General features: G+C 42.8%; 13 protein-coding genes. 12 read left to right on the top strand and 1 reads right to left on the bottom strand.

Annotated elements, in window-relative coordinates; genetic code table 11:
• The first annotated feature begins 86 nt into the window (after nucleotides 1-86).
• The 5 genes from P2G54_RS10715 (at nucleotide 87) to P2G54_RS10695 (ending at nucleotide 6,122) form a co-directional block, all read left to right on the top strand.
• Nucleotides 87-1,223: a glycoside hydrolase family 18 protein gene (locus tag P2G54_RS10715; protein ID WP_275870957.1), complete on the top strand. Its 1,137-nt coding sequence runs from the start codon at nucleotides 87-89 to the stop codon at nucleotides 1,221-1,223.
• A complete protein-coding gene (locus tag P2G54_RS10710; RefSeq protein WP_275870955.1) occupies nucleotides 1,207-2,103 on the top strand; it encodes an ROK family protein in 897 nt (298 codons plus the stop codon). Before P2G54_RS10715 ends, P2G54_RS10710 begins: the two co-directional genes overlap by 17 nt.
• 22 nt (nucleotides 2,104-2,125) lie before the next feature.
• Entirely contained in the window at nucleotides 2,126-3,994 is a 1,869-nt protein-coding gene (locus tag P2G54_RS10705) for an FAD-dependent oxidoreductase (RefSeq protein WP_275870953.1), read from the top strand.
• 306 nt (nucleotides 3,995-4,300) lie between these two features.
• A complete protein-coding gene (locus P2G54_RS10700) occupies nucleotides 4,301-4,849 on the top strand; it encodes an RNA polymerase sigma factor (RefSeq protein ID WP_275870951.1) in 549 nt (182 codons plus the stop codon).
• Nucleotides 4,836-6,122 (top strand): outer membrane beta-barrel protein, encoded by a 1,287-nt coding sequence (locus P2G54_RS10695; protein ID WP_275870950.1) that lies wholly within the window; start codon nucleotides 4,836-4,838, stop codon nucleotides 6,120-6,122. Before P2G54_RS10700 ends, P2G54_RS10695 begins: the two co-directional genes overlap by 14 nt.
• A 239-nt stretch (nucleotides 6,123-6,361) precedes the next feature.
• Here P2G54_RS10695 and P2G54_RS10690 read toward each other — a convergent pair whose 3' ends face one another.
• Entirely contained in the window at nucleotides 6,362-7,084 is a 723-nt protein-coding gene (locus P2G54_RS10690) for a DUF4397 domain-containing protein (protein ID WP_275870948.1), read from the bottom strand.
• Nucleotides 7,085-7,268: 184 nt separating this feature from the next.
• Between P2G54_RS10690 and P2G54_RS10685 the strand changes: the two genes are divergently transcribed.
• The 7 genes from P2G54_RS10685 (at nucleotide 7,269) to P2G54_RS10655 (ending at nucleotide 13,727) form a co-directional block, all read left to right on the top strand.
• Nucleotides 7,269-8,750: a pyruvate kinase gene (locus P2G54_RS10685; protein ID WP_275870947.1), complete on the top strand. Its 1,482-nt coding sequence runs from the start codon at nucleotides 7,269-7,271 to the stop codon at nucleotides 8,748-8,750.
• 258 nt (nucleotides 8,751-9,008) lie between these two features.
• On the top strand, nucleotides 9,009-9,989 hold the full coding sequence (gene moaA, locus P2G54_RS10680; protein WP_275870945.1) for a GTP 3',8-cyclase MoaA: 981 nt from the start codon (nucleotides 9,009-9,011) through the stop codon (nucleotides 9,987-9,989).
• A gap of 5 nt (nucleotides 9,990-9,994) precedes the next feature.
• Nucleotides 9,995-11,170, top strand: coding sequence for a molybdopterin molybdotransferase MoeA (locus tag P2G54_RS10675; RefSeq protein WP_275870944.1), 1,176 nt, complete (start codon nucleotides 9,995-9,997; stop codon nucleotides 11,168-11,170).
• Complete coding sequence (locus P2G54_RS10670; protein WP_275870942.1) at nucleotides 11,164-11,910, top strand: sulfite exporter TauE/SafE family protein; 747 nt, start codon at nucleotides 11,164-11,166, stop codon at nucleotides 11,908-11,910. The genes P2G54_RS10675 and P2G54_RS10670 overlap by 7 nt, the downstream gene beginning before the upstream one ends.
• A 39-nt stretch (nucleotides 11,911-11,949) precedes the next feature.
• Complete coding sequence (locus P2G54_RS10665) at nucleotides 11,950-12,189, top strand: MoaD/ThiS family protein (RefSeq protein WP_275870941.1); 240 nt, start codon at nucleotides 11,950-11,952, stop codon at nucleotides 12,187-12,189.
• A gap of 5 nt (nucleotides 12,190-12,194) precedes the next feature.
• Nucleotides 12,195-13,274, top strand: coding sequence for a HesA/MoeB/ThiF family protein (locus P2G54_RS10660; RefSeq protein ID WP_275870940.1), 1,080 nt, complete (start codon nucleotides 12,195-12,197; stop codon nucleotides 13,272-13,274).
• Between the two features lie 3 nt (nucleotides 13,275-13,277).
• Nucleotides 13,278-13,727, top strand: coding sequence for a molybdenum cofactor biosynthesis protein MoaE (locus P2G54_RS10655; RefSeq protein WP_275870938.1), 450 nt, complete (start codon nucleotides 13,278-13,280; stop codon nucleotides 13,725-13,727).
• The last annotated feature ends 13 nt before the right edge of the window (nucleotides 13,728-13,740 follow it).

The following is a 13,740-nucleotide window of genomic DNA, read 5'->3' as shown; positions in this document are numbered from 1 at the left end:
TATTTACTTAATTCATGGACAGGAGTTTTGAGATGGTTCAAAACTCCTGTCTTTTTTTAATTTTATTTCATTCAACCCGAAACTCTATGAAATACCTTGTTTTCTTTGGATTGATCTTTTTGGCGGCTTGTTCCAAACCAAATCCCGAAACCACAAAACCTGAAAAGAAGTATCATGTGGTCGGTTACGTGGCCGGATGGAAAAACCCTCAAGCTGATCAGATTCCTGCCGAAAAACTGACCCATGTCAATTATGCTTTTGCCGATGTAAAGGATGGGCTAGTGATGCATATAGATGACAATAAGGAAAGAGATAGCCTTAATTTTTTGATGCTGAATCAATTGAAAGAAAGAAACCCGGACCTCAAAATCCTGGTATCCATTGGTGGATGGACACGATCCAAGGGCTTTTCTGATGCTGTTTTGACTTCAGAAAGTATAAAAAAGCTTACTGATTCGGGTGTGGACTTTTTGATAAAATATCAGTTGGATGGACTGGATTTTGATTGGGAATACCCCGGACTTCCCGGTGACAACAATCCCTTTAGACCTGAAGACAAGGAGAATTTTGTATCCATGCTCAAGAGTTTCCGCGCCGCCTTGGACTCTCTTGGACAGCTTCACGGCAAACATTATCTGACCACCATAGCTTCAGGTGGATTCAGGAATTATCTGGAGGTAAACGATATGGCAGAAGCCCAGAAATACCTGGATTTCGTCAATATTATGGCCTATGATTTTTATACAGCTGGTGATCTGGTGACGGGGCATCATGCTAATTTATTTCCCAATGGAGCTAAGGGACGCTCGGCACAAACAACAGTGGAAGAACATATGGAATTCGGAGTACCTGCAGAAAAGCTGGTTTTAGGAGTTCCTTTTTATGGAAGAATGTGGGAAAAGGTGACACCAGTCGAAAATGGGCTTTTTCAGACGGGAAATTTCAAAAGGGGAATCCCATTTACTGAAATTGATGAACTATTGGGGAATCCCTCATTTACCCGGTTTTGGGATGAAAAAGCAGCAGCTCCCTATTTGTATTCGGCCCAGGATTCCGTTTGGATTACCTTTGAAGATCAGGAATCCATGAAAGCTAAAATGGATTTTATCAAAGCTAATGGTCTTGCAGGTGCTATGTTTTGGGAACTTTCGGAGGATCAAACCGGAAGCCTTCTTCAGGTAATCTTCGAGGAGTTAAATGAGAATAATGACCAAGGAAAGTAGGAATAGAGGAATTATTGGAGTCGATATTGGGGGATCCCATATCTCGGCAGCTAAAGCGGAGTGGAATGGGGATAGGGCAGAGGTGTTGTCTTTTGCCGAATCGGATGTGGATACTTTTGGAAATGTGGGTCAGATCATTGAGGCTTGGTCATCGGTGATAAGAAAAGTTGCTGAGGGAGAAATTGCCCCGCAAATTGGAATTGCAATGCCGGGTCCATTTGATTATTCTAATGGTATTTCTTTGATCCAAGATCAAGGGAAAATGAAATCCTTGTTTGGCTTGTCTGTCAAAAATCTTCTTGCGGAAAGTCTGGGAATTCCTCCTGAAAACATTGCTTTTACCAATGATGCAGAGGCATTTTTGAAGGGGGAGAGCTTTGGAGGTGCTGGAAGGAATTTTTCTAACTCCCTAGGCCTGACTTTGGGTACCGGTTTGGGCTCTGCGATCAAGATGGAGGAAGTAGTCAAAGATGCCAAACTATGGACTGCTCCTTTTCGGGACGGCATTGCTGAGGATTATCTAGGTACAGGTTGGTTCAAAAAATACGCAAAAGACAAATTTGGAATGGAAATCTCCGGGGTTAGGGATTTGGTTACGGAAGGCTTTGATCCGCTTTTATCTCAGGAGATTTTCAAAGAGTTTGGTCGCTCTCTCGGAGAGTTTTTGTTTCCCTACCTGATTCGCCTACATTCCGAGGGTGTTGTTCTAGGAGGGAAAATCAGCAAGGCGGCTTCTTTTTTTCTTCCTTTTACTGAAGAATACCTAAAGTCCATGCAGGTAGATATACCCTTTCAGGTATCGGAACTTGGAGAGAACGCAGCCTTGATTGGAGCAACTCTTCATTTTGTGAATGAATCTATTTTCAGTAGCCGATTTTGAGTTTTATAAACCCTTTCAATTGATGAAAAAAAGCCTTTTCTCCCTCTTCATATTTTTCTTTGGAACTCATTTACTCTTTGCCCAACAGCATTACGACCTGATCGTGATCGGAGGAGGGGCAAGTGGAACTTCCGCTGCTATATCCGCAGGGAGGTTAGGGACCAAAACCCTATTAATCGAAGAAACTACCTGGCTTGGGGGAATGCTGACTTCCGCGGGTGTTTCTGCGATTGATGGAAACCACCGATTGCCATCTGGAATCTGGGGTGAGTTTCGGGACTCATTGATCGCGCATTACGGCTCCCAGAGGGCTTTGTCTACTGGATGGGTGAGCAATACTCTTTTTGAACCCAAAGTAGGGAATGAGATTTTTCAAAAAATCACTGCCGCCATCCCTACTTTGGAAGTTTCTATAAAGAGTAACTGGAAATCAGCGGTGTATGAGCAAGGGCAATGGAAGGTGGAATATATCAAAGCAGGAAAGGCTTATGTTGCCACCTCCCCAATTTTGATTGACGCCACGGAATTGGGGGATGTGGCGGCTTCCCAAGGCTTGCCTTATAGATTGGGGATGGATGCCAGGGATGAAATCGGGGAGGATTTTGCTCCAGAACAGGCAAATGATATCGTTCAGGATTTGACCTATGTGGTGACTTTGCAGGATTTCGGTGCAGATTCTGATCAAACCATTCCCAGACCTGAAAATTATGACCCATCCGAATTTGCCTGTGCCTGTGCCCATGCGGATCCCACCACAGATAATGCACCGACTTTGGACTGTGGTAAAATGCTTGACTATGGAAAACTCCCCAATGGCAAGTATATGATCAACTGGCCCAACTGCGGGAATGATTACTATGTCAATTTGGTGGAGTTGAGCCCTAAAGAAAGGGAGTTGGAGCTTGAAAAGGCCAAGCAGACGAGTCTTCGTTTTGTGTATTACCTGCAGCATGAATTGGGGTATAAGCATCTGGGAATTGCAACAGATGAATATCCCACGAAGGATGGATTGCCCATGATCCCTTACCATCGTGAATCAAGAAGGTATTTAGGCTTGGTGGATTTTACTCTTCCTTATGTGATGTCTCCCTATGAGGCTCCCAGTCCTCTTTATAGAACCGGGGTAGCGGTGGGAGATTATACCATTGACCATCATCATAAGAAAAACCCCGATGCTCCTGCCATTGATTTCATCAAAATCAGGGTTCCTTCCTACAATGTGCCCTTGGGGGCAATGATTCCAAAGAATCACAAGGCTTTGATTTTAGCTGAGAAAAGCATTTCCGTTTCCAATATTGTGAATGGAGCCACCCGTCTTCAGCCGGTGGTATTGGGAATTGGTCAAGCGGCCGGGGTCTTGGCCACTGTGGCTTCCAAAAGTGGAAAAAATCTTGATGAGGTTTCAATCCGGGATGTGCAGCAACTTTTACTTCGTCAAGGAGCCTATATCATGCCTTTTTTGGATATGAAACCCTCAGATCCTCATTTCCAGGCTATGCAAAGAATTGGAGCATGCGGAATTATCAAAGGAGATGGTGTGCCTTATTTATGGGCCAATCAAACCTGGTTTTATCCGGATCGTCTGATGACAGAGTTTGAATTGATTGAGGGTTTAAAACCCCTCTACCCCCAACTGAAGGATTATTGGGCTGCTTCCGGTGATTATTTGACCGGAGAGCGATTTCAGATTTTGATTTCCCTGGTTCGAGAGAATACTCCTTTGTTGGAAATAGCTCAAGCCTGGAAGCGTAGAGGGCTTAAAAGTGAATTTACCACTGATAAAAAACTCAATAGAGAAGAGGTTTCGGTGCTTTTGGATGAAATTTTGGATCCCTTTAGACTTGAAATTGAATGGGATGGAGAGTTAAAAAGAACCGAGTCTAACTATTAAGCGAATAAGAATTTTTAATCCTTCTGTAGCACTTTTTAAACTCATGTCGTCTTGTGAAAAAAGAAAACATGGGTTTATTTTTCAGGGTAGCATTGTTTCTGTTTTTCTTCAGTTTTACCGGTCAGGCAGGCTCAGGAATAAGGCCAGTTAGGCCATTTTCTGAAGAAAAAAATGAGAAACTTTTGCCTTGGAATGAAATAAAGCTAGGTTGGAAAAAAACGGAAATCGAGCGGAAACAAAACCTAGAGCAGGAGAATAGTCGTTTGAATACAGACTTTCCCAGGGATTAATTAGAATTCTTTTGTATTGAACTGGTCTGATGAGGAGCTGATTGACGGTTGCAAACGTCGGTCGGCCAAACATGAGGAATTTTTTTTCAAGAAATACTATGGCTATGTCATGGGGATCAGTCTTTCCTATGCCAAAGATCGGGACTTGGCCCAGGAGATTGTCAATGACTCTTTCCTGAAATTTTTCAGCTCAATACAAAACTTCAACGAGTTTCAGTCTCTTAGATCATGGCTCAGAAGGATTACAGTAAATACGGCGATAGATTTCTACAGGAAAAACAAAAGGGTGAGAGAGCAGCTGGAAATCAACGAACAGACCGAGGTTTTTCATGAGTTCAATGCCATTTCGGATTTGGCATATGAGGATCTGATCGCCTTGATCCGGAAGTTGCCGGATGACCAAATGTTGGTGTTCAACCTTTATGAAATAGAAGGTTATAGCCATAAAGAAATTGCCGGACAACTTGAAATCACCGAAAGTTCGTCACGGGTGTATCTGACGCGTGCCAAAGCAAAATTGCGTCAGCTTGTTCACTTTCATTTTAAAGAATATGCGGGAAGATAAGCTTGGTAAAACAATAGCAGATTCCCTGAGAAAACATCAGGAGACTCAGTATCACCCCTATGAATTGGGGGCTTGGGAGGCATTTGAAAAAATGCGGTCTGCAAAACGCCGCAAGAAAATAGCGTATTGGGTATCGGGTGTCGCGGCTTCTATTTTGCTCTTGGGAATGGTAGGGATCTTGTCTCAAAAGTCAGAACCGGTTCTGGCTCCTCAGAATTTTACTGTTGAAAAAAGAGCAGATATTAATCAAGAGAATAGGACTAGAGTAGAGGATTCAAATCCAATCCATGAATCAGAATTCCCTAGTGAAAACCCATCGGTGGAAGAGTCAGAATCCTTAATTGCTTTGGCAAATTCTCAGGAGGGTTTTCTTAACAGGAAAGGAGCTAAGGATAACTCTAGAACCGGAAAGGAAGAAATCTCCGAAAAATCAGACGCTGTAGAAAATCCATTAGTTGAGACTCCGCAACGGGAAGAAGCTATTCTTAAAGAGGAATTGGAGACAAATACCTTTCTAAACCAGACTACTTTGGTGGCAGAGCAAAGTGATACCGAAAAAGAGGATACTTCCCTGGGACTTTTCAGAAGTGAATCGGAATTTGATGAGATTCCAGAAACAAAAGCAAAATTGGGTTTTGGGCTAGGCTTAGCTCCGGGCTTTGGAAGCAGTCAGCAAAATGGGGCTTCTATTGAGAGTTCTTCTCTGGCACTTGGGGTTTTGGTCGACTTGGATTTGCCCGGAAGATTGAGTCTGGGTTCAGGGATTGGAGTAAATTTTCTGAATCAACAGAACAATCTTAATACTTCCTCAATGCCAGGAGTGGCAGCATCCATTGCACCGAGTAAGGACAAAGTTCAAGTCAGACAGGCCCAAATCGAACTGCCAGTATATTTTAACTATCCTTTGACTCGATCCAACTCAATTTCTGTTCAAGCCGGATTTTCCAATTTTTACGCATTCAGCCAGACTGCAGAATTAGAAACTTCCTTCAACCGACAGGTTACAGTGGTTGAGGCGGATGCGGCTGGGATGAATAGCTTCAAAGTAGTCAATGAATCGGTAGTGCAAAGTACTAGCCTGGAGTCTGTGGATAGTAAGTTTTATCCTTTTGCCACTCTGAATTTCGGCTTGAATATCCAGCTCATGCAGTCTGAAAATACGCGCTATGTGGTGATGCCTTTCTATAATCATCCTATCCAGCAGTTTACTGGATTCGGAGATAACCCGGGCTTTTTCGGAGCTTCCTTGAAGGTTAAGTTCGGAAATCAATAATCCTTTAAAAGATCGAATGAATTGAGATTTTGAATGATCACTCTTGGTTTACACTTTTTCTGCAAAATCATTAAAGGAAATAGGTAAAGCCAAAGCTACCGAAGATGTGTCTATTTTAAACTGGGACAGTCAAGACCAAATCCATTCGAAGCATTGGAGATATCAACCCCGCATTACTTTGAAAACAGGATAAAAAAAAACCGGACCAAAAGTTCCGGTTTTTCTGTAATCAGTAGTTATTAATAGTGGATATAGTTGGTTATCAATTGTAAATCTATACTGAGATCCTGATCATCTGTTTCCAAAAGTCCTCTGAGTACTAAGGTATAGACTCTCTTCTCTTCCAATTCGATGTTTTCTGCAAACACCAGAGTGTCTCCTGTGGCTGCACTTTTTACAGCGATGTCAAAAGTTCCACCTTCAAAAGAATCAAAATCTGTGTTATCCCCGAAAGCAATATCATCGGCCAGAAGAGTTTCACTTTCAGTGATTTCCACAATTACCTCCCCTGCATCTGGAGAAAGGTGTACAAATCGAATTTGCGCTTCGCCCGCGATTGGGTCTTCCCAATCATCTTCAAGCAGAATAGCATCCATGTCAGCTACCTCATCCATCAAGAACATGGAATAAACCAGGTCCTCCTCCAGGGTGAATTCCTTTTCCAATAAGGTAGTTGCCGCATTGTAAGAGGAGATTTTGAAGCTACGCTGCCCTATATAAAATGGACTATAAGCCAAGGCTTCGGAGAAGTTTACCGGGTCGTTATTGACCTTGTTGGAATTTGCATAAATATCCAAGGCAGGTGCATCGGGTGAACCTTGGTAGATGGAAATGTAAGCTGCTGGAGGAAGGGGAGGCATTTCATCCAGACAGCTGGTTAAGGAGACGGAGGCTCCGATAAGGGCGGCACTTAAAATTCCCTTTGCCGCAACGTTTGTAAAAGGCTTGAATCGTTCAAACATACTTGTTGGATTTAGTTTTTGTTGTAGTGTCTTGACGAAGGATACCATCGATCCGCTTCAATTGGATCAAAAAAAGTATATAGTCCTCCCTATATTTTGTAATCAGATTTCTTTGGTCGAGCTCTACTTTTTCTTCAGGTATTCCTGTTTTATTCCGTAATAATTGGGAAATTAGAAATCTTACTTGTCCTCGCTAATGGCCACTCCTCTTCAGGAAATAAAAACTCAACTAGCCTCACTTGAACTTGAGATGCAGCAAGTTCCCTTGCGCTATGCGGATGTATTGAAGAAAATCCACCCGGATAATCTTCCTTCGGCAATCAATCTTCTGAAATATCTGGTTTTGAGGAAAACTGATATTCAGCACCTTCAGTACGAGTTGCACAGAAATGGTTTGTCCTCTCTTGCCAGTTGTGAAAGTCATACCCATAGGCAAATCCAGGTTACTTTGGAGCGATTGGGTGTGGAGTTTCCTGAAGAAGATGCCTGTACTTTGGCTTTTGGCTGTAAAAAGATTGAAAACAGCAGTAGAAGACTATTTGGGGACAAACTAGCGGAATGGCCCTCTTCAGTAATGGTCACCATGGATCCTTCCTTTTTGGATGAGCCCGGTTTTGTTGAGCAACTCCTGAAAAACGGAATGGGAGTAGCCCGAATCAATTGTGCGCATGATGATATCCCTTCTTGGGATAAAATGGTGGAGGAAATCCGGATTGCCAGTGAAAGAACAGGAATTCCCTGCAAAATCCATGTGGACTTAGCTGGACCCAAAATCCGTACGGTTTTGCTAAAACAGGGAAGAAAGGAGGGCAGAGTCCCCATTTTTCAGGGATGCAAGATTTGGCTTAGTGAAGAGGCTGAAGGCTTTGGGAAATCTGAAATCGTCATCAGCCCCAATGAACCGGGAGTGATCCAATACCTTAATGTCGGGGACAGGGTGTTTTTTGACGATGGCTTAATTTTGGCCAAGGTGGAAAAAAAGCAAAGGGATGCAGTTCAGTTGATTATTGAACGGATTTCCTCCAAAAAACCAGTTTTAAAAGCTGGAAAGGGGATCAATTTCCCGGATTCAATATTAGAAATTTCCTCCTTGACCAGTTTTGATAGGGAGTGCCTGCCTTGGGTGGTTTTTAATGCGGACACCGTTGGATTCTCTTTTGTTAGGGAAGCAGCTGATCTTGCTGAACTGAGGACAGCTATGAAAAACCTGTCCGATACTATTCCTCACATTATCCTAAAAATTGAAACCAACGAGGCAGTCGTTAATCTGCCAGACTTACTATTGGAAGGAATGGTAGAGCCGGTTTTTGGAGTGATGATAGCCAGAGGCGACTTAGCAGTGGAAATTGGGTTTGAGCGGTTGGTAGAGATTCAGGAAGAAATTTCCTGGCTTTGCGAAGCGGCACATGCTCCGGTAATCTGGGCTACCCAGGTATTGGAAAGCCTGCGGAAATATGGTATAGCCAGTAGGGCTGAAATTACAGACGCTGGTCGGGCAGCCATGGCAGAATGTATCATGATCAATAAAGGAGGGCATATTTTGGAAGTGTTGACTGCCCTTCGTGATATAGCAAAAAGAAGCAGAGCCCTTCGAGTGAAAAACAGATTGACTTTTCGCCCTCTTAAAATTGCTGAGAATTTCCTTTCACAATTTGAGAAGGAATAAAGGCGATTTGATATTCCTAGGTTTCGATTTGATCCTCGTAAGAATTTTTTAAAAAAAGAGTGGAGGTTTGTACTTGAGGGAAAGGATCGAATGAAGGATAAGATTTAATGTCAACTATTTCGAAGTGAAGCTTTATGTCCTCGAGCCCTTTATAAGGAAATGGATCGCTCGCCTTTTAGATAAAATTCCAACTGGATAGAGCCTTTTCATTGCTTATCCTCTTTGATCTTTCTAGTTTGGAATTTGAAATAGCCAATTATGCTCAAAGATCGTTTTGGACGTACTCACGATTACCTGCGAATTTCACTGACAGACCATTGCAATTTCCGTTGCACGTATTGTATGCCTCAGGAGGATATGCAGTGGATGCCGCATTCCCGTTTGATGAATGCTGAAGAATTGGTGCGTTTGGCAGAAATTTTTGTTGGGCAAGGGATAAAAAAAATCCGCTTAACAGGTGGGGAACCCTTGGTTCGAAAGGATTTTTCGAAAATACTTGAAAGCCTTTCCAAGCTACCCGTGGAGCTTACTTTAACTACCAATGGGGTTTTAATTCATCATTATATTCAGGATTTGAAACAAGCTGGAGTCCGTTCGGTAAATGTCAGCCTGGATACATTAAATCCTGAAAAATTCCGCAAACTAACCCGTAGAGATCAATTTGAGCAAGTTTGGGAAAACATACAGTTGTTGATTGATGAGGGTTTCAGGGTCAAGATCAATGCTGTTGCTCTCCATGGTTTGATTGAAGATGAATTGACAGGATTTATCAAATTGACAGAAAACCTGCCCATTCATGTGCGGTTTATAGAGTTTATGCCGTTTCAGGGCAATCACTGGGAAAGCAAAAAGGTGATTACAGCAGCAGAAATGTTGTCTCTGGCTTCTAAGGAATTTGAATTTGAAAAGCTCTATGACGAGCCTCACGCCACGGCAAAAAAATATAAAGTTTCTGGATATGAGGGGACTTTTGCCTTTATCACTACGATGAGTGAGCATTTTTGTGGAGACTGCAATAGGTTGAGACTTACAGCGGATGGTAAAATCAAGAATTGTTTGTTTGGAAGTCAAGAGCTTGATTTGTTAGGTCTTTTAAGAAAAGGGGAAGATGTGATTCCGACGATCCAACAATCAGTTGCTTCCAAACATGCCGCATTGGGGGGGCAGTTTTCTGCCGATTACCAAAAGGCAGACCCCGAAAAAATTCAAAACAGGAGTATGATCAAAATCGGAGGGTAGGAGAAATGATTACTGTCGATAAGGCCAAAGAAATACTACAATCCCAGAAATTTCCAACCGTTGAGGAAAGGCTTTCTTTGATTCAGGCAAGGGGAAGATTTCTGTCTGAACCTATTTTTTCTCCCATGGATGTTCCTTCCTTTGACAATTCGGCCATGGATGGATATGCCTTTTCCTGGTCTGAGGGAATTAACTCTCTAGAATTAGTTGGGGAAGTGCCAGCAGGTAAATCCTCAGATTTGATTTTAAAATCTGGACAAGCTGTAAGAATATTCACAGGAGCACCAATTCCAAAAGGTTCTGATACAGTTGTCCAGCAGGAAAAAGTCAGAAAAGAAGGAGACAAAGTCTTCTTCGACCCTGCTGATTCTAACCTTGGAATGCATGTTAGGAAGAAAGGGGCACAATGTCAGAACGGTGATTTGATAGCACAAAAAGGTTCGTTGCTTACTCCGGGAATGATCTCATTATTGGCTTCAGTAGGGGTGACCGAAGTTCAGGTTTATGCCACTCCTAAAGTTGCTTTATTGATTACCGGAGACGAAATTCAGGAAATAGGAACAAATCTTTCCCACGGGCATATTTACAATGCCAATGGTCCAGCGCTAACTGCCTGGCTTTCCGATATGGGGGTAAAGGATATCCGAACCATCAAGGTGAATGATGAAAAATCCGAGGTAATTGATTCAGTGAAAAAGGCCCTTGAATGGGCCGACTTAATCTTGATTACGGGTGGTATTTCTGTTGGGGATTATGACTTTGTCAAGCAAGCCCTATCTGAAAACCGGGTAAAGGAGCTTTTTTATAAAGTTAGCCAGAGACCTGGAAAACCCCTTTTTGCGGGAAGAACTTCCAGCCAGATGGTTTTTGCATTGCCCGGAAATCCAGCTTCAGTCTTGTCCTGCTTCATGAATTATGTCAAGCCTTGGATCAGAGGCCAAATGGGTTATTCAAATACCTGGGAGAATTGGGAGTTACTTCCAATGGCACAGTCTCATGTTTCAAAAGTGCGATTGACAGTATTTCTCAAGTCCAAGATTCGGAATGGAAAGGTGGAGGTGTTGACAGGACAGGAATCCTTCAACTTGTTTGCTTTTGGAGAGGCAGATGGATTCGCAGAAATCCCTATGGGTAGTGAGGAAATTGGCTCTGGTGATTTGGTGAAATTCTATAAATGGTAACTATGGAAGAACTGGGCTATTACGGTTTGTTTTTGTTGATGCCAATTGCGGCTTTTTTTTATGCCTCAGTAGGGCATGGTGGTGCAAGCAGCTATTTAATGATTTTGGCTCTTTTGGGTTTTGCTCCCGAGCAGATCAGACCGACTGCATTGATCTTAAACATGATGGTTTCCATGGCTGCCTTCCTGAATTATCGAAAGGCAGGAAATTTCCCCACCCAGCTTTTTTTGTCATTGATCATTTTCTCCATTCCTGCGGCCTTCTTGGGAGGGAAGATTTTGCTGGATGCCACCATTTACAAAAAGGTATTGGGAGTCCTTTTGCTATTTCCTGTTTTGAGGTTTGGTGGGGTTTTTCCTATTTCCGAAAATGAAAAAATAGAAAGGGCTTGGTGGATGGGGCCGGTATTGGGACTCCTTATTGGCTTTGTCTCCGGTTTGATCGGAATAGGAGGCGGTATTATTCTTTCACCCATTATTCTGATGTTGGGTTGGGCTGGGGTAAAGGAAACCGCCGCATTAAGTGCCTTATTTATCTTTTTAAATTCTGTTTCAGGGTTTATAGGCGCAAGTTCCTATGAAATTACAATTTCCCAGGAACTCTGGATTTTGTTGCCTATTACAGTTGGGGGAGGCTTGTTGGGAGCTTATTTAGGCGCCAAAAAATTCAGTGTGACCGCGCTGAAATACCTGTTAGCCTTTGTGCTTCTTTTTGCATCTATCAAGTTGATTTTATCCTGATTCTAGGACTTTCGTAAATTAGAGAAATCGCAGACTTCTATGTATAATAAGATTAATATCAAGGCATTTGGGATGATTGCTGAAAAGCTCGGGAATACAGCTTTGGAGTGGGATGCCTGTGAAGATACTGATGGTCTTCGCAAGGAATTGGAGGCGAGATTTCCGGATCTGAAAGAAATGAAATATAGTATCGCGATCAATAAAACCCTGATTGTAGGGAATGTGCGGCTTCCCGAGCAAGCAGAGGTAGCACTTTTACCACCTTTTTCAGGAGGCTAATCAGCATGGATCGATTTGAAAGACAAATCCTATTGCCGGGTTTTGGTAAGGAAGGACAGGAAAAACTAAGCCGGTCCTCTGTGCTGTTGATAGGTGCCGGTGGCCTGGGTTGTCCTATACTTTTGTACTTGGCGGCAGCTGGTATTGGAAAGATAGGACTTGTCGATGGGGATGTCGTTTCCGTTTCCAATTTAAACCGACAGGTTATTTATGGAGAGAAAGACCTGGGAAGGAAAAAAGTAGAGGTAGCAGCAGGTCATATTCAGGGAAAATACCGGGATCTGTCGATTGATCAGTTTGCTGAATTTATCACTCCCCAAAATGCCTTGAAGATCATCGGGGATTATGATTTGGTTATAGATGGTTCAGATAATTTTGCAACTCGGTATTTAGTCAATGATGCCTGCGTATTGTTGGGGAAGCCTTTGGTATTTGGAGCTATATATCAGTATGAGGGACAGGTTTCCGTATTTAATCATAGAGAAAATTCTGTCAATTATAGGGATTTGTTTCCCGAACCACCTGCTCTAGGAGAGGTTCCCAATTGTGCTGAAACCGGAGTTTTAGGAGTATTGCCGGGAACGATTGGGACCTTGATGGCTGCAGAAGCAATCAAAGTGATTTCGGGATTGGGCAAAGTGCTTTCTGGAAGGGTTTTGTTTTTCAACAGTCTTTCTGCTCAGAGTTTTGAGGTTTCAATCAGTCCAAACCCGGATGCCCGCAAGCAGATGCCTGCTTCAAAAGAGGAATTCGAAAATTTGGACTACGAGTTTATGTGCGAGGGAGTGAGGGAGAAAGACTGGGAGCAAGCATTGTCCCAACTTTCCGAGGAAGCGGTTTTGGTGGATGTGAGGGAAGAGGGAGAATTCCCATTACTAGAAGATTTTTCACATGTGAAATTGCCTCTTTCAGAAATTCAGAAAGGTCTAGGATTATCCGGGAGAAAGAAAGAGGCTTGGTTGTTTTGTCAAAGTGGAGTGAGAAGTAAAAAGGCTGCCCTGTTACTTCAGGGTCTGGAGCCAACATTAAAAATATATTCGGTCCGGGGAGGAATTTTAGCATTCCCAAGCTCAAAAAAGGAATAAATTATGTCTGAAAAGAAAAGAACACCCAAGAATATTTTTGTTTCCGGAGCGATTTCTCCGGAGAAAATCGCACAGTCAATCGCCAACCACAGTAGCAAAACCGACATTGGCGGTCATTCCATTTTTTTAGGTCAGGTCAGAGCAGACCAAAAAGAAGGTGGAAGCGTGGTAGCCATTGACTATACCGCCTATGAGGAAATGGCTTTGGAGAAGGCTTTTGAAATTAGAGAGGCTATCTTTGCTAAATATCCGCTTACTTGTATGCATATCTACCACAGTCTTGGTGAAGTGAAAGTCGGGGAGATTTGCCTTTTTGTGTTCACATCATCAAAGCACAGGAGGGCAGCAATGGATGCCTGTGACGAATTGGTAGAAAGAATTAAGGCCGAACTTCCGGTTTGGGGAAAGGAAATTCTCGATTCGGACGGGCATGTATGGAAAGTAAACACCTAAATGAACCCAATTA

Origin of the sequence: Algoriphagus sp. CAU 1675 (genome assembly GCF_029222925.1) — a bacterium.
Lineage (GTDB): Bacteria > Bacteroidota > Bacteroidia > Cytophagales > Cyclobacteriaceae > Algoriphagus.
Note: the sequence above shows the minus strand (reverse complement) of the source record. Positions and strands in the feature narration are given on the sequence as shown.